This is a genomic window from Hellea balneolensis DSM 19091, assembly GCF_000428525.1.
GTDB classification, from domain to species: domain Bacteria; phylum Pseudomonadota; class Alphaproteobacteria; order Caulobacterales; family Maricaulaceae; genus Hellea; species Hellea balneolensis.
The window spans coordinates 623,202-640,075 of the sequence record NZ_AUAC01000002.1 but is presented as its reverse complement, the minus strand read 5'-3'; the positions used below and the strand labels follow the sequence as shown (position 1 = coordinate 640,075).

Here is a 16,874-nt window from a genome sequence, read left to right as displayed (position 1 = left end):
GACTTCGATATGGCAAATATAGGTACATTTAAACCAATGGAAAAAGGCGGCTATCAAGGCACGATAGTCACCATGATGACGAGCCGAAAGGTACGCATTGTTCCCAATGAAAAGAAGAAATCCGAAAATAGTCCAGATTACTTCGTCAAATCCGGCCGTTGTGATCTCGGTGTTGGATGGAATGAAACATCCGAGCCAGATGATGATAAAGAACCGGTGGATTACGTCAGCATCAAGTTTGACGGCCCAGAAATGGATAAACCGTTTAATGCTGCGCTCTTTGACCGTGAAGACGGGGCTGATCTCGTTTGGTCACGGCCTAAGACTCAGTAACATAAAGGGCAGGTGAGGGCGCATCTAAATTGTGCGCCCTTAATCTGATTGAGAGATATGACCGACCAATTATTGACGTCCAAGGATGTGCAGGCAATTACAGGAATAAAGAGCAGGGCTACACTATGGAAAAAGTCGCGAAATTTAGAGGACCGTTTTCCCTTGCCATATCAAGATGGTACGCGTTTTACGCGATGGAAACTATCTGAAATCCAGAAATGGATCGATGAATTGGAGCTTGCTGACTCGTAATACTCTGCAGTATTTGATTAGGGGTAATTGACAGAGCTCGTAAGAGCTCTTTTTTTTATAACCAGATACGGTTGGATAGTAGATTCGAATTTGAAATGAGGGAGCGAATGAGGGAGCATTTATCCAAAATAATTAAATGCATATATAAAACAATGACTTATGAGGGGTAAATGGTGCCCGAACCTGGATTTGAACCAGGGACACACGGATTTTCAATCCGTTGCTCTACCAACTGAGCTATTCGGGCGTTCAAATGTGAGTCAGACTTACAAGTGAAGCGGCTATATAGGGAAAGCTCGGCGAGCTGTCTATGCTGTTTTTGACCTAATTTACTGCTATTTACAGGCGCGGCCCTATTCTCAGAATGGCTATGGTTTCAGCCGGGGGATATGGCCGCTTATTTAGACTCTTTTACGGTATGCGGCGGCGTTTCCTGAGGATCCGGTCTCTAATCCACATCTAGCTTTGACTGCGCTCTAGCTTTGAAAACAATGTCATGCCATTCATTTATGCAAAGAATCAGGCGGCAAATACCGCCCTCTACAGGTGATAAAATGTCAGAACTTTCTAAATCGGAATACGATCATAAGCAGATGAGTAACGCTATTGCGGCGCTTTCTATGGACGCTGTGCAAGCGGCGAATTCAGGCCATCCGGGTATGCCCATGGGGATGGCTGACGCTGCAACGGTTTTGTTTTCTAAGTTTCTAAAGTTTAATCCGTCCGATCCAAATTGGCCGGATCGTGACCGCTTTATCCTCTCGGCGGGGCATGGCTCTATGCTGATATATTCTCTTTTGCACCTGACAGGCTATAAAGCCATGACAATGGAGCAGATTAAAAACTTTCGTCAGCTCGGCTCCATTACGGCGGGCCATCCCGAATATGGTCATGTGCCAGGCGTCGAGACAACAACAGGTCCCCTTGGTCAAGGCATAGCCAATGGTGTTGGCTTTGCTCTGGCCGAGCGCCAGATGAATGCGCGTTATGGCGATGATATTGTAGATCATTATACCTATGTCATTGCGGGTGATGGCTGCCTCATGGAGGGCATTTCCCAAGAAGCGATTTCTCTTGCAGGACATCTGAAACTGAACAAACTTATTGTGATGTGGGATGATAATAATATCACAATTGATGGGAGTGTCGAAATTTCTGACAGCTCTGATCAAAAAAAGCGTTTTGAAGCTTGCGGATGGAATGTGATTAAAGTGGATGGCCACGACGCTCGCAAAGTTGGCAATGCGCTGCGCCGTGCAAAAAAATCTGACAAACCGACCTTAATCGCTTGCAAGACGACTATCGGTAAAGGCGCGCCTACCAAGGCGGGCACCTCTAAAGTGCATGGCGCCCCTTTGGGGGATGAAGAAATTGCGGGAACTCGTAAAGCACTAGGCTGGGATCACGGCCCGTTTGAAATTCCTGAGGATGTTTATAAAATGTGGAAGCGTCCCGGACGTAAGGGCCGCCGTGAGCATAAAGAGTGGAAAGAACGTTTGGCTGCCTCAAGCAAGGCGAATGACTTTAACCGCGCTATGAAAGGTGAGCTGAACATCGGGTGGAAAGATGCGATGCAAGCTTATAAGAATGAACTTGTTGCAAACCCGTCTAAACTCGCGACGCGTGTCGCCTCTAAAAATGCTTTGGTAGTCTTAACCGAACAGGTAACAGACATGGTTTCTGGATCTGCTGATCTGGAAGGGTCCAATAAGACCCGCACGCCCGCAACATCCTCAGAAATTCAAGCCGATAATTATGGCGGCCGTTATGTCAATTACGGTATTCGTGAACATATCATGGGGGCTGCGATGAATGGCATGGCGCTTCATGGCGGCATCATTCCATACTCAGGTACTTTTCTTGTTTTTGCTGATTATTGTCGGCCCGCGATACGTCTCTCAGCTTTAATGGGCGTGCGAGTTATATATGTGATGACTCATGACAGTATTGGAGTTGGCGAAGATGGTCCGACCCATCAACCCGTCGAACATGTAGCTTCGCTTCGCGCTATTCCAAACCTGTATGTTTTCCGTCCGGCAGACGCCATTGAAACGGCAGAATGCTGGGAGCTATCAGTTGAACGCGCAGATGGCCCATCACTCCATGCCTTAACCCGCCAAGGCCTTCCGCCCGTTAGAACGTCTGCGGATAAGAATATGTGTGCGCGCGGCGGTTATGTCCTTAAAGCGGGTGAGGGGGCTGATGATATCGTTTTGCTCGCCAGCGGCTCCGAAGTACACCTCGCCGTTGAGGCTCATAAAGAACTTTCCGCGCAAGGCATCTCCGCTCGCGTCGTCTCTGTCCCGTGTATGGATTTATTCCTCGATCAGGACGAAAAATACATCCGTTCTGTGATTGGGAAAGACCTCCCGAAAATCGCCATTGAAGCGGGTATCCGCCAAGGCTGGGACGGGCTTATCGGACGTCAAGGTGGCTTTGTCGGCATGAATAGTTTTGGGGCCTCTGCACCGGGAGCAGCCTTGTTCGAGCATTTTGGGATTACGACTGACGCTGTAGTGGCTAAGGCCAAAGAGATGTTAGGCAAGTAGATTGCCATGAAAGAGCTTCCAGGAGATGTATTTGTTACAGGGCAGCTTTTAGCGGTCCAAATGCAAGCCTTGGCCGAGCAAGGCGTTATGAGCTTCATCAATAACCGCCCCGATATGGAAGGGCCTATGCAGCCTCTCTCGGAAGATTTGGAAAAAACTGCGCAGGAACTGGGCGTAGATTACCATCATATCCCTATGGCAGGCGGACTAACCCCTGGTTTGATAGAGGCGTCTCAAACCGCTTTTGATAATCTGCCCCGACCCATTGTCGCGTTTTGCGCAAGCGGGATGCGAAGCGCTGCGCTCTGGGCTTTTGCCCATGTCGATAAACTCGGCGTGGACGGCGTAATGGAGGCTATTTGTGCGGCGGGGTATAATCTGGAGCAGATACGCGGACCTTTGGAGGCCCGCGCTAAGGGTTAGTCTCTAGCAGCTTGGCCGTTCCACCCGCTGACAAGGTAAGGGTGTAGGAACTGGATAGGGCACAGGAACTACCGGCCTGACCACATCAATCCGGCGCGTACGCGTTTCTGGTACCATGGTCGTGCGTTCTTTCTGTACTGTGACAGGACGCATGACTTTATGTTCTTTATATTCTGTTGTTGGCCGCATGACTGTATGTGTGCTTGTCTGCGTTTCAGGTACCATCGTCGTGACATATTGTGTTTCCGTGTGCGGCACCATTTCAGTATGTTCGACCATTTTCGTCTGAGGTTCGGTCGTGGTAAATTGCTCGACGTCGTCATATGACTCCATCTCTGTGTAAGTTTCAATTTCGGTATGAGGCTGCATTTCGATGAACTCCTTCATCACGGTCACAGGTTTCATAACCTTAACTTCTTTCATGACAGTCACTTCACGGGTTTTCGTGACTGGGCGCTGCTTGACCACTTTTCGCTCTTTGGTTACTTCAACCATTGTCGTCTGAGGTTTCATCGTTTTCACGGGCTTCATAACAGTAACATCTTTGGCGGTTCTGACTTCTTTCATCACCGTCTTGGTTTTTGTGACCAATTCGGGTTTTTGCACCGTAACGGCTTTGGTTTCGACATGCTCTTTCATGACGGTCACGTTCTCAAGTGTTGTCACAGGTCGCATATGTGTCTCGGTCACATAGACAGGCTCTGTTACGGACGAACCGGCCGAGGGAGAGCAGCCCCCGCAATTATTTGCGTTTGCCGGCATTGCCGCAGAGAAAGTCAACCCCAATAGGACAGCACCACTTTGTAATAAGTATTTCATAATAATCACCATTTTCCACAATCGCAGTCTTTGCTACGTGCAATGCTTGTGCCAAACCATGCGGAGGTTGACAAGAAAACGGTGCAGTAATGTGCAGTTGAGCCATTCTAGGTTAGTCATTGAATGACAATATATATTCTTGCGCCGCTAAATAATCTCAGTAACACTCAAAAGGCAAATGGAGGAAACAATGGGCCTGATGAAATTTAAAAGCTGTGCCGCCGCACTTACGGGTATAAGTTTATTAGCATTGACATCCTGCTCTGCTACGTCAGCAGACACTGAAAGCTCTTCTGATGTTGCTGCTAGCACTACGAATAAAATAGCTCCAAAGTTACGGACGCTCACTGAGCAGAACCTCATCGATATTCTTATTGGCTCTTGCATCCAATCCACGCGCAATTGCGATCCCAGCCCCTTTATCACAGAGGTCAAAGCCGCTCTTGCAGAGGGTAAAGTGTTTCGTACCATTACTGTGGGCAATGTCCCCGAAGACGGAATGGTTGTCGCGGTGCAAGGCATTGGCGGCGGAGGGCCGTGGCAGAATGTTATTGACCGCACTACAGAGCAGGGCCTTGAGAAAATAGACGACCCACGCCGCGCAACGGTGGACCTCTTCGAAGAGTTTACAGGGAAAGACGTTGCCGCGCTTGTGCGCTCTGAAGCGGCAGGCGCAACCGCGACGGCACTTCTGCTCGGCGCAGATATGGGCATCCCCACATTAGATGGCGGCATTACGGGCCGCGCCGTGCCAGAGGTGCAGCAATCTATTCCGTGGATAAACGGCATGGCCTCTGTGCCTACGGCCATCATCACTCCATGGGGCGATCAGATTGTTATTAAGCACGCCATTGATGAATACCGCGTTGAAGATCTTAGCCGCGCCATTGCCGTCGCCAGCGGCGGGGATGCGTGGATTACGATGACGCCCATGTCTGGCGAACAATTGGACCGCGGTATTTTGAAAGGCAATCTCTCCGAGGCGGAAACTTATGGCCGCACGGTGCGAGAAGCACGCGAGGCGGGTAAAGACCCGATTGACGCCATGGTCAAAGTCTCAGGCGGCTATAAACTCTTTGAGGGCGTTGTGACCAAAGCTGTTACCAAAGGTGAGCGCGGTTTTAACTGGGTCGAAGCCGAGTTTGAAGGTGTGGACGAATTTAAAGGCCGTAGTTATCGTGTCTATGTGAAAAATGAAAATATCGTGGGCTGGCTCGACGGAGAGCTCAACGCCATGGCACCAGATTACATCTATAACCTAGACCCCGATACAGGCGAGTCGACTTTGGGCGTCGGCTATGGCGGCTATGTCGTCGGTGAAAAAGTTGCCATGATAGGCGTAAAAGCGCCTGCGCCATGGCGAAGCAAAAAAGGCATCGAACTCATAGGCCCTCGTCACTTCGGATTTGATTTCGACTACATCCCTATTGAAAATATCCACGGTGATAAATAGGCGTTACGATTCCGGTATAAAGGACAGTATCACTATAGGCCTGATAGAACTTGTTTTCGCCAGAAACGCAGACGAAATCAGGCATAACTCACGCGCGATATCTCGAAGACCGTACTGGATTTCGTTTCACTCTATCCGACCTACGCCACCGCAAGATGAAGTCCTGAAAATCCTCTAAGGGTACGTTAGCTCAGCGGCAATAAGCGCCCAAAGAAGGCCACCCAAGAAATTCTAACAATCCGCTTTAGCGAACATAGTATTTCAGAATGACGTATGATGTTCAGTAAAAAATTTGAGGATTTACAATTGCGGATATATGCTTGCTACGAAGGAGATGAGTATAAAGGGGAACTTTCTCCATTTCACCCGTTGAATGGCGAGATGGACGAAGCAAGTTTGTTGAACTTTTTAAAAGAGCTCCACGACTATGGCGGAGATGAAGACGACAACCAAAATGCTGAAACTCCAGCCGCTCTAGTAAAAAGCCTGCTAGCGCGAGAGGACCAAGTTGTAGCTGGCGGACTTGTGATAATTGGTAAAGGATTTCGCCTGATCCCAGGTTGTTGTTGTGGATTAGAGGGTTGGGTCGAATGGAAAGACCTTAAAAAAGGCAGTCATAGCCCTTGGTTCGGACATGATCCTTTTCCTGGAGTAGATACGAGGGGGGATAAAGCAATTCTTCATAACGGCTTGAACGTTGAGCAGGAAAGCTATGAGCTTAGTTACGAAGAATTGTCCAAAATGGTAGAGCAAGTTTCGTTTACCTTGTCGCAGTTTCTTGGGCGACTACAAGTTTTTCTTAATAATATTGATTGCAAAAATTCAGAAAGATTGACTCAAAAAATCGCAGAGTGGTTTCATATAACGCCTTTATCAAGTTAGCCGAACCGAATTGATTAGGGCACATATCGTCCACTAATGCTGACTAACTGAGCGGCTTAAATTCGCCTATTAAGGACACTCAGCGTTTAGTGGTTTCATCCTCTAAGCAGACTTTAGCTCAAATCTGTGTTTAGACTGGAACAGCGGCAATAGCAGACCTTGATCACTCTATGTTTTCATCCTGAGTTTCAACATACTCGAGAATCCCAAGCGGCGGTCTTTTCAGCATTTTCTTAGAAATCTTTCTTGGAGTTTATCGAACAGTAATCCGTTTTCAATATATCTAAATTTGGCCCCGACCGAATGTTATTTCGAGAGCACTTACGCTGCAGTACCAAATAATTATCGCTCATTTTTTTCTCAGACTCTCGTGCAAGCAAAATATAATCACTACCATGACGCGCCCCGATTTGGACTGCCCAAAGATCGTAATTCACTTTTTTGCTATCTACATTCGTTAGCTCAACAAAAAACGAAGGCTTGTGTTCTGCAGTTTCTAACTCGTTGCGTTCATAAGCCTCATACACATTTACCCAACAATGAAACACGCCATAGTTTTGAAAACGATACCACATATGATCACCATCAGAATCCGTAAATCGCCAATCACCAAATTTAGATCGATTTACGCAACCAAATTCGTCTTCATTTGTGAAATGTTGAGGCCAAACATTGTCATCAGAGGCTGACCACAGCGGCACATCAGAATGAATGAGATCATCATATAACTCATCATCTGAAGCTTGGGCCGTGCAAAATACGGTTAGCATTAGAGATAAAAACAATAATCGAAATCAACCCATTGTAGGTTAAATAGACCTTAGTTTGGATTTTTACAACCTCAGGCGTCCTAAAATAGCCTAGCTAAAATCAATTGGGTTATTTCCGCTTTCGGGGGTTTCATTAAATCAAATTTTAAAGCTTCTAACGTCCTGTGTGGATGGCTCCCACTTTGCAAGGGTTCATTCGAATGATTTTGACCTAAGTTAGGTACGGCCCTGTGTCCGGCCTGTTAGCGCGGTTTAGACCGCTGGCCCTAATGGTTTCCGCGAACAAGGTTCCATTCCGCAATTCGGACTATTGATGTCCGGGACATTAGACGGTTTATCCTCGCTCCCGGTCTAACCGGTTCGCCATCACTCTCATCGTCCTTGTAAACTGATTGCACCTACTCCTTTGTTAGTCTAGTTTTATTACGCTTTATGCCGCCGTTCTCGGTGCGTAAGGTTGATTCTTCGTCAGCACCGCCCAGATGATATGGGCCGTGCTATTCGCCATTGCTACTGTCGCGAGCCTTATTGGTTTGCGCTCCAATATTGAAAGGGTCCATGGGTCAACGCGTTCAGGATGACTGCGGGCCATTCTGACCCGCGAGGACATACCCACGACGACAAGCTGGCGTAGATACCGATCTCCCATACGCGATATTTTGCCAAGGCGTTCTTTACCGCCGTTGGATTTATTGAGCGGCGTTAGTCCGATCCATGCTGCAAGGTCACGCCCGCTCTTAAACTGATGAGCACTGCCGATGGTCGCAACAATGGCTGACGCATTGTTCGGGCCGATACCTGGTATGGTCTGGAGGAGTTTGATACGCCCATCTGCTTTCGCGACGTCTGCAATGGCCTTGCCAAGCTCTATGATACGAACGTTCAAAGACAGAAGCTGCTGACACAATGACTGGATAACACCTAGCGCCACATCTGGCAGGTCTGGATAAATATCTCGCTTAACATCTTCCGCAAATCGGCGGATATGGTCCAAGCCCTTCGGGATAATCACACCGAACTCGCCGAGAAGGCCGCGTGTCGTGTTCGAGAGTTGTGTCCTTTGCCCAACCATGACTTCACGCGCACGGTGTTGAGACAATAAGGCTTGTTGCTCGGCTGATTTAATCTCGACAAAGCGCATGGTCGGACGTGTCACCGCTTCGCATATGGCTTCTGCATCAGCAGCATCAGACTTGCCACGTTTGACATAAGGCTTCACATAACTCGGCGGCATCAACTTAACCTGATGACCGAGGGCTGTCAGCTCGCGGCCCCAATAATGGGCGCTACTGCAAGCTTCAATACCTATGAGGCAAGGCTCAAGCTTGGCAAAGAACGGCAGTACGCGTGCTCGCCGCAGGGGTTTATTGAAGGCGATACTTCCATCTTCCGTCACACCGTGGACTTGAAAAATGTTCTTGGCTAAGTCTAATCCTATTGTGGTAATACGCATTTGGGTGGCTCCTATGGTTCACAGTTATTGATAACAACTGCATTATGGCGAAGCTAAACGCCGGGGACAGGAGCCATCCACACCATCCGCTAAGTCCCCACGCCTGCCTAAACTCCGCCCCGCACTAACCGTCCCGGTCTTGCCTCTGTCACCGCGTCATTCGCGATAACTTGCTCCCCTTTCACAAAGGTGGCTTTATAGCCTTTGACGGACTGTATGAGGCGTTGGCCGCCTGCGGGAAGGTCTTGGACCATTTCTGGCATGGCGAGGTCTAGGCCGTCATAATCGATGATGTTGATGTCGGCGCGCATGCCAACTTTTAATCTTCCGCGATCTGTGAGGCCGAGATAATCCGCGCCATCCGCTGTGAGCATTTGCACAGCGCGTTTTAGCGCGATTCCGTCGTTGCCTTTGCGAATGCGGTCGCGTGTCCAGTGGGACAGCAGATAAGTCGGGAAACTGGCATCGCAAATTGTGCCGACATGGGCGCCGCCATCAGAGAGTCCCGGCAGCGCTTTGGGGTGTTTCATCATGGTCAGCACATTATCGTAATTCATCTCGTAATAATTATAGACGGGGTAATAGATGAGGGCTTTGCCATCATCTTCAAGCATCATGTCATAGGCTTGTTCCCAGACACTCACGCCATTTTTACGGGCTAGGGCGGCGATAGACGTGGCGTTGGTTTGCTCGTAATCGACTTTACCGGCGTAATCTAATTTGAATTGCTTCTCGGCGATGTGTTCAAAATTTTCAATCATCACATCAACAACGGGCGGGACGGGGCTACCTTCTCCGGACAGCTTTATCGGCGACTCCGAGAGGAGCTGTTTTTTAAACTCTGGGTCTTTTAAAATCGCGACACGCTCGGCCAAGGTTTTCTCGCGAATGGCGAGATAGCTTGGAAAAGCCATAAGCGGATGAAAGGTGCAGTTCAGCCCTGTAAAAGACCCGATAGCACGAGGCGCGACTTGGAAGGAGATATCCAGACCATCGGCATTCATGGCCTCTGTGCGGCGTATGATGTTCTTCCAATCGTCAGGCGCGAAGTCGCGTTCCATAAGCGACATCGAGCCTTTATGGCCGTGACCTGCGCGGTAAAAGGCTTCCATCAAATCGAACTCAGTCTCAAAGCTCTCGCCTTCACGGAGCATGTCAAAATCATTCACGACCTGTAATACGCCGTGATCTAGGCCTTCAAAGGCTTGGGCGATGCCGACAAGCTCGTCCTTGCCTGCCTCAGAGCCGGGCGTCCATTGACCGTCGGAACTTTTGTGGAAATCACTGCGGCCAATGGAAAAGCCGAGCGCGCCTGATTCTAAAGCTTCGCGGGTGAGCTCGCGCATTTTCTTGATATCTGTATCATTAGCGGGTTCATTAAAGACGGCGCGGTCACCCATTGCGTAAACGCGCAAGGGGTCATGGGGCATCATGACAGCGAAATCTATCGTGTGCGGCTTGGCATCAATGGCGTCCATATATTCGGGGAAGGTCTCCCATTGCCAATCCATACCTTCATGCAGGGCGGTTCCGGGGATATCTTCGACGCCCTCCATGAGGCGGATGAGCTTATCGCGGTCTTCGGTGCGGCAAGGCGCAAAGCCCACGCCGCAATTGCCAAGCAGGGCGGTGGTGACGCCGTGATTGACGGAGGGTTTCATTTCCTCATCCCAGCTAATTTGCCCGTCATAATGGGTGTGTAAATCGATAAAGCCGGGGGTTACGATATGGCCTTTAGCGGATATGGTTTGGGCCGCTTCGCCAGCGCAATCCCCGATCTCGATAATGAGTCCGTCTTTAATCCCGATATTGGTTATGACGCCGTCATCGCCATTACCGTCAAACACTAATCCGTCTGTGATTTTGAGATCAAACATGTCTGTCGCTCCATCTGTAAAAGGCTACCAAAGCCGTTCCGCCTATAATATGCCACGCGCCCCAAGCCCCTGCAATAGCGCCTGCACCGCCTAGGCCTTCGAGTTGGGTCAGGAGTATAACAATGCCCAAGCCTGAATTTTGTATACCGACTTCAAGCGTTATGGCGCGGCGCGAGGGGATGTCCGCGCGAGCCAGTCGCGCAAAGATATTTCCCAATAAGAAAGCCAGAAGATTATGAAGGATCACGATCCCGACTAGTCCTAAGCCTAGCGTAATATAGACAGGCGTAAATTTCCAACAGGCCATAATGATGATACCCGCGAGTAAAGCTGCGCCCAATGTCGCCATAGGCTTTTGTAGTTTTTCAGCGGCGGTAGGGCGAAACTTTGCCAATAGCATTCCAGCAATCAGCGGCAGGGCCAATATAATCAATGTCTGCATTAAGAAGCTAACAATGTTCAGGTTTATCTCTGTCAGTAGGTTATTGGTTGGCGGATATAACGAACTCCAAAACAGGATGGAGACTGGCGTTAGAAAGGCCGCAAAGAGGCTTGACGTCGCGGTTAAGGAAACAGAGAGGGCCGTATTCGCCCGCCCGAACAGCGCCAAGATATTGGACACGCTTCCGCCGGGGCAACAGGCGACAAGGATCATGCCCAGAGCCACGCTGGGAATTGGCTTTAGAATAAAGCACAATCCTATTGTCAGAAGCGGCAGGCCAATAATTTGCCCGATCACGCCCGCCAAATAAATCGCGGGTTGTTGTTTAAAAAACCGAAAATGCTCAAGGCGAAGGCTAAGCGCGACGGCGAACATCATAATGGCAATCGCTATAGCGAGCGCGCTCTCCGCTCCGCCGCCCATAGAGAGGCGGAAGTTATCTATTTCGCTAGGACTCATTTTTGAACGGGACGAATATCACCGGCCAATACGACGCCCCAGACCTCTATGTCAGGCCAGTTTTCTGGCGCGGTCGTAAGCGGGTTTGTTTCCAATATCGCAAAATCGGCACGCTTTCCGACTTCAAGCGAGCCTATTTCGTCTTCGAGACCCAGAGACCAAGCCGCGTCGAGTGTGATAGCTTTAAGGGCTTGCTCGCGCGTAATCTTTTCATCTGCATTGCTTACACCGCCTTGGCGCGTTTCGCGGGTCATATGTACGCTAGCCGCCTTAAGCGGTTGGGGCGGGGCGAGCGGCGCGTCTGAATGAACTGTCGTATGAATGCCAGCTTTAATTGCGGAGGCGAGGGGCGTTATGAAATCTGTCTTATCACCAATCGCCTCTTTGTAATCCTCGCCCATATATTTGACGTAGTGAGAGGCTGCGGAAATACCAACGCCAAGCTCGGCGGCGGTTTTTATCTGCTCAGGCGTGAAAAGCCCGCCATGCTCAATGACTAGCCTTTGACCGCCCTCGCCAGGTTTCATTTCTGAAAATGCCTTCAGTGTCGAGTCTTGCGCCGCGTCTCCATTAGAGTGGATATGGATATCCAGGCCCACATCCCAATAACGCCGCATGAGAGATGCCAAGTCTTGCGGTTCTGTCACCCAAAGACCATCCGTGCCTTTGGATTGCCCGCCAATATATCCGGGAGCGGACATTTTCATGGTCTGAGAATAAAAAGCAGCATCAGTGAATAATTTGACTTGCGGCAAGACACGCGGAATGGCGTCTTTATTGCGGGCCATCTCTATGATGCGCAGATTGGCTATATTCTGAAATTCTTGCGTAAAGGCGCGGTGTTCCGGCACGAGGTAGAGGTTATAATTATCCTCAGCAGAATAATGCGCCTTGATGTAGTTGTCTTCCAAGGCGCGGCCAAAAATTCCGTAGCCCATTTCAGCCACACTTGTGACGCCGGAGCGCGCAAAAATCGCTTCATAGCCTTCCCAGCCGCGCTGAATATGCTCGGGCGCCAAGAGGATAGGGCCAACTGTTTGGAAAAGTGCCAAACCCGCATCTTCATATATACGGCCGTTAAGCTCGCCATTATCGTCAAGCCCAACTCCATGAAATTTTTCGGCCAAGGCAGGCGTCAGATTGGCGGCATCTATCGCGGCGCTATTCAAGTAAAAATCATGCCCCGAAAAATGCCAGATGAAAATAGGGCGCGTTTTAGATATTAAGTCAAGATCTTGGCGCGTCAAATCCCCTTGGACGAGATTATGATAGCCATAGAGTATAAGCGGGCCCTCAGCTGCTATGCTTTCAAACTCTGCGATTTTTGCCATAAGCGAGGCTTTGTCAGGTAATCCTTTCACGGTGCCTTTCGGTGTTTCCATATCCCAAGGCGGAATGAAGTCGAGACCATACATCATTGAGCCCAAAACCATATGGATATGAGGATCGATTAAACCCGGCGTGATTGTTTTGCCTTCAAAGCGGTTATCTATATCCGCACCTTTCAGTTGAGCGCTTAAGGGTTTCAGATCGCCAATAGCAACGATGTTGCCCTCGCTGTTCACAGCAATAGCTTCCGCGTTAGGCATGTCCTCATAAACAGTTAGAATATGGTTTGCTGTATATATCGTGATGTCTTTGCCCGGTAAGTTGCTGGAATTCGAACAGGCCGTTAGGAAAGCCAGCCCCGCGCATAATAATAATCTCTTCATTCCCCAAACCTTTTTCATTTTTCTTTAGTCTAGCTTGACTCCGGCTCTAATTCCAAGCTTAAAGCCGCCTGTCAGAGGGTCAGACGATCGCGTTCAGAAATGTGCGAGGAAAGTCCGGGCTCCATTAAGGCAGGATGCCGGTTAACGCCCGGCCGCTGAGTTTTCGGACTTGGTGAGGGAAAGTGCCACAGAAAACAAACAGCTCATTATGAGCAATGGTGAAAAGGTGCGGTAAGAGCGCACCGCCGCAAGGGCAACTAAGCGGGCAAGGTAAACCCCATCCGGAGCAAGACCAAATAGGAACGGCATTATGGTGAGCCTTATCATCGCTGTTCGGGTGTGTCGCTTGAGGGCGTTGGTAACAGCGTTCCCAGAGGAATGATCGTCACGGCGTAAGCCGTACAGAACCCGGCTTATTGGCTCTCTGGCATCAACAATGACCGCTCGCCCCCTTTGGGCGGGCTGTAGTGTCATTGTTGATGGGGTGCGTTTGTGAAATCACTTAAAACTTAAAAGTCAAATCAGCGGGGGCTGTAGTGGGTTTGTGAGTGCTCTATCGCCTTGGTATTTTGTCGAGTTTGAATTTGTGAGTCGCGGTCTTAGGGGCATGGTGTTTTATAAATTCACAAGCTTCGTAAAAATCAGCTGGGTTAATACCTGTGCTAACCATACTAAATGCGGCTGAGCGATTGAAGGTCATGTAAGAAAAATGAACTCTATCATCCTTAAAGTAAATTTTCTTCAAGCCCGTCCATCTCTGCGTTTCACCACGATGGTTTGTGATGCCGTCAGGTGTTAATTCATAAATTGTCACACCATCTCGTAATTGACGGTCAAGCAAGCGGCTTTGAGACCAGAGCAATTTGCCTCCCCAGATGGTACCGAATAAAATAGCAATACCCAAAAATTTTGCATTTGTTGCTTGCGGTTCAAGAGCCGTAACTGTGATTAGTTCATAAGAGATCCAACAGGCACCGAAGAATGCTAATAGAAGGGGTAGGAGCCTCCATTTCGTATTATCAGATTCGCGAACAGTCTTTTCATCAAGCTTCAGCGCTATGATCTCTTTCAATTCAACTACTCCGGTACCGGAAATCCGCGATCCCGCATGAGGGGCGCGATATCCGCGTCGCGGCCTCTGAACGCGCGATAGGCGTCAGCAGGGTCCATCGCATTGCGGGGCTCGAACAGATACTTCACGAGCTTCGCCGCGACATCCGCATCATAATAACCACCAGGTGCTTCCTGAAACGCTTCTGATGCATCCGAGGTTAAAACGTCCGCCCACATATAGCCGTAATAGCCCGCGCTATAGCCTTCGCCTGAGAAGATGTGCCCGAAATGAGTAGAGCGGTGGCGCATAACGATCTCTTCTGGCATGCCCAACTCTTTGAGGGTTTCACGCTCAAAGGCGTCAGGATCAATGCCTGTTGGGTCGGTCGTGTGATAGCGCATATCGACCAGCGCTGAAGCCAGATATTCTGTTGTCGAAAAGCCTTGGTTAAAGGTCGCGGCATCTTTGATTTTTTGTCTTAAGTCTGCAGGCATCGGTTCGCCTGTTTCGTGATGGATGAGATATGTCTCAACCACTTCATCAGTAGAGAGCCAACGCTCTAAGAGCTGTGACTGAAACTCTGTGTAATCGCGCACACCGCCATTCAGAGTCGGGTAAGCGACATTGCTTGAGAGGAAATGGAGCGCGTGACCAAATTCGTGGAAGAAGGTCGTCGCATCATCCCAAGATACCAAGACAGGTTCTCCCGGCGCCGCTTTGACAAAATTTGAATTGTTCGAAGACAGCACATTTGTCACGCCGTCATATGTCGTATGTGATCGATAAGTCGTGGCCCACGCGCCAGAGCGTTTGCCAGGGCGGGCAAAGGGATCAAGATACCAGAGGCCGATATTCTCTCCGCTATCCTTATCTGTTACTTCCCAAACATTTACGTCAGGATGGAAGACAGGAACGGAGCCTTTGGGAACAGGGGCAAAGCTGAAATTGAAAAGTTCACCTGCCACAAAGAACATAGCATCGGTGAGTTTATCGAGCTGTAAATACTGTTTCACCTCATCACTGTCGAGATCATATTTGTCCTTGCGGACTTTCTCGGCGTAGTAGCGGTAATCCCAAGGCGCGATGGTAATGTCTGCGCCTTCCTTATCGGCAATGGCTTGCATATCCGCAACTTCCTCAGCAACACGGCCAATCGCGGCGGGCCAAACAGCTTCCATAAGCTCCAACGCGCGTTCAGGCGTTCCGGCCATGCGGTCTGCGAGACGCCATTGCGCATAATTGTCATATCCAAGCAAAGCAACCCGTTCGTCGCGGAGTTGTAAAATTTCAGCGATAATATCATTATTATCATGCTCATCGCCATTATCACCGCGCGAGTAATAGGTCTCCCAGACTTTCTGGCGCAAATCCCGCTCATCTGAATAGGTGAGGAAGGGGGACATAGAGGAGCGTGTATTTGTAATCGCATATTGCCCGTCTTTGCCATTTGCTGTGGCCGTTGCAGCGGCTGCCTTAATGTAGCCTTCTGAAAGGCCGCTTAATTGGTCTTCATTGATATAAAGGATATAACCTTCTTCATCGGCGAGTACATTATTGCCAAACTTTGTATGCAGGGCTGAGAGCCGCTTATTGATGGCGGCGTAGCGGGCTTTGTCGTCAGCGTTCAATGTTGCGCCATTGCGGGCAAATCCGTCATAGACGAGCTTGATGAGGCGCTGTTGGTCCGGGCGCATGTCCTTTACTGCGTCGCTTTCATAGATCGCTTTGATACGATTAAAAAGTTTTTCGTTCTGCGTGATTTTCGAACTGAACTCCGAGAGCTTTGGAGCCATTTCGCCTTGGATAGCGCGAAATGCGGGTGACGACTTATTTGAACTCCATATGCCCCAATATTCAAACACGCGTCCCAGCTCTTCGCCGGATTTTTCCATCGGCAATATCGTGTTTTCAAAAGTTGGCGCTTCAGGATTATTGGCTATCGCCTCTACCTCTTTGAGGTTTTTCTCCATACCCCACTCAAGCGCGGGCTTGAGGACTGAAAGGTCCATTTTGTCAAACGCGGGGACGCCGCCATAGGGGCCTTTAAACTCAGAGAGCAAAACATTGTCGATAGCGGGCATTTCCACTGATGGCATAATAACCTTTGAGTTTTGTGGGGCGGAGTTTTCAGACATGCTCATATCATTAGGCGCTTTCATGGAGGAGTCAGAGCACGCGATAAGCGTAATAGCGAGAATGGATGTGGCTGTTAGAAGTGTTTTGCGCATGATGAAACCTTTTGTGAATCTTTCCTCTGTATAAGCATATTTTACGGGCTTCCAAGGGCTGCCCCGATTTCGCGCGGCTATGGGTCGAAAATTCAGGCTAAATTCACGGATTTTTCCCAGATTTATGCTTAATAATTACATAAATAGGCATTGTATCCCATATAATCC

At 49.3% G+C, this 16,874-nt stretch carries 14 protein-coding genes, 1 tRNA gene and 1 other RNA gene; 7 read left to right on the top strand and 9 right to left on the bottom strand.

Translation table 11 applies throughout. From position 1 onward, the window contains the following. Positions 1-9 precede the first annotated feature (9 nt). Together F569_RS0103205 and F569_RS20035 are read left to right on the top strand one after the other, a co-directional pair. Complete coding sequence (locus tag F569_RS0103205; protein WP_026941015.1) at positions 10-333, top strand: DUF736 domain-containing protein; 324 nt, start codon at positions 10-12, stop codon at positions 331-333. A gap of 57 nt (positions 334-390) precedes the next feature. After that, complete coding sequence (locus F569_RS20035) at positions 391-585, top strand: helix-turn-helix transcriptional regulator (protein ID WP_026941014.1); 195 nt, start codon at positions 391-393, stop codon at positions 583-585. Positions 586-756: 171 nt separating this feature from the next. On the opposite strand, the gene F569_RS0103195 is transcribed toward F569_RS20035, so the two are convergent. Further along, positions 757-832 (bottom strand) — tRNA-Phe (locus F569_RS0103195). Positions 833-1,139: 307 nt separating this feature from the next. Between F569_RS0103195 and tkt the strand changes: the two genes are divergently transcribed. Both tkt and F569_RS16250 read left to right on the top strand, forming a co-directional pair. After that, complete coding sequence (gene tkt / locus F569_RS0103190) at positions 1,140-3,134, top strand: transketolase (protein WP_026941013.1); 1,995 nt, start codon at positions 1,140-1,142, stop codon at positions 3,132-3,134. A gap of 6 nt (positions 3,135-3,140) precedes the next feature. Then, on the top strand, positions 3,141-3,557 hold the full coding sequence (locus tag F569_RS16250) for a TIGR01244 family sulfur transferase (protein ID WP_051279193.1): 417 nt from the start codon (positions 3,141-3,143) through the stop codon (positions 3,555-3,557). Positions 3,558-3,560: 3 nt separating this feature from the next. Here F569_RS16250 and F569_RS0103180 read toward each other — a convergent pair whose 3' ends face one another. Beyond that, a complete protein-coding gene (locus F569_RS0103180) occupies positions 3,561-4,376 on the bottom strand; it encodes a hypothetical protein (RefSeq protein WP_154813622.1) in 816 nt (271 codons plus the stop codon). A 190-nt stretch (positions 4,377-4,566) separates the two neighbouring features. Between F569_RS0103180 and F569_RS16245 the strand changes: the two genes are divergently transcribed. Next, on the top strand, positions 4,567-5,829 hold the full coding sequence (locus tag F569_RS16245) for a DUF917 domain-containing protein (RefSeq protein ID WP_162143729.1): 1,263 nt from the start codon (positions 4,567-4,569) through the stop codon (positions 5,827-5,829). Between the two features lie 273 nt (positions 5,830-6,102). Next, positions 6,103-6,711: a hypothetical protein gene (locus tag F569_RS18700; RefSeq protein ID WP_026941010.1), complete on the top strand. Its 609-nt coding sequence runs from the start codon at positions 6,103-6,105 to the stop codon at positions 6,709-6,711. Positions 6,712-6,944: 233 nt separating this feature from the next. On the opposite strand, the gene F569_RS0103165 is transcribed toward F569_RS18700, so the two are convergent. The 5 genes from F569_RS0103165 to F569_RS0103145 all read right to left on the bottom strand — a co-directional run bounded on the left by F569_RS0103165 (position 6,945) and on the right by F569_RS0103145 (position 13,424). After that, positions 6,945-7,496 (bottom strand): hypothetical protein, encoded by a 552-nt coding sequence (locus F569_RS0103165; protein ID WP_162143728.1) that lies wholly within the window; start codon positions 7,494-7,496, stop codon positions 6,945-6,947. A gap of 415 nt (positions 7,497-7,911) precedes the next feature. Next, positions 7,912-8,934 (bottom strand): IS110 family RNA-guided transposase, encoded by a 1,023-nt coding sequence (locus F569_RS0103160; protein ID WP_026941008.1) that lies wholly within the window; start codon positions 8,932-8,934, stop codon positions 7,912-7,914. 107 nt (positions 8,935-9,041) lie between these two features. Continuing rightward, complete coding sequence (locus tag F569_RS0103155; RefSeq protein WP_026941007.1) at positions 9,042-10,811, bottom strand: N-acyl-D-amino-acid deacylase family protein; 1,770 nt, start codon at positions 10,809-10,811, stop codon at positions 9,042-9,044. Further along, positions 10,804-11,712 carry a bile acid:sodium symporter family protein gene (locus tag F569_RS0103150; RefSeq protein ID WP_051279192.1) on the bottom strand — a complete coding sequence of 303 codons (909 nt, stop codon included), beginning with the start codon at positions 11,710-11,712 and terminating at the stop codon, positions 10,804-10,806. Before F569_RS0103150 ends, F569_RS0103155 begins: the two co-directional genes overlap by 8 nt. After that, positions 11,709-13,424: an amidohydrolase gene (locus tag F569_RS0103145; protein ID WP_162143727.1), complete on the bottom strand. Its 1,716-nt coding sequence runs from the start codon at positions 13,422-13,424 to the stop codon at positions 11,709-11,711. The genes F569_RS0103150 and F569_RS0103145 overlap by 4 nt, the downstream gene beginning before the upstream one ends. Positions 13,425-13,495: 71 nt before the next feature. Here F569_RS0103145 and rnpB point away from each other — a divergent pair. Next, positions 13,496-13,856, top strand: an RNA gene (gene rnpB / locus F569_RS18820) — RNase P RNA component class A. Positions 13,857-13,977: 121 nt separating this feature from the next. Here rnpB and F569_RS0103135 read toward each other — a convergent pair. Next, positions 13,978-14,496 carry a hypothetical protein gene (locus F569_RS0103135; RefSeq protein ID WP_026941004.1) on the bottom strand — a complete coding sequence of 173 codons (519 nt, stop codon included), beginning with the start codon at positions 14,494-14,496 and terminating at the stop codon, positions 13,978-13,980. 5 nt (positions 14,497-14,501) lie between these two features. After that, positions 14,502-16,574: a M3 family metallopeptidase gene (locus F569_RS0103130; protein ID WP_407637004.1), complete on the bottom strand. Its 2,073-nt coding sequence runs from the start codon at positions 16,572-16,574 to the stop codon at positions 14,502-14,504. Positions 16,575-16,874: the final 300 nt, after the last annotated feature.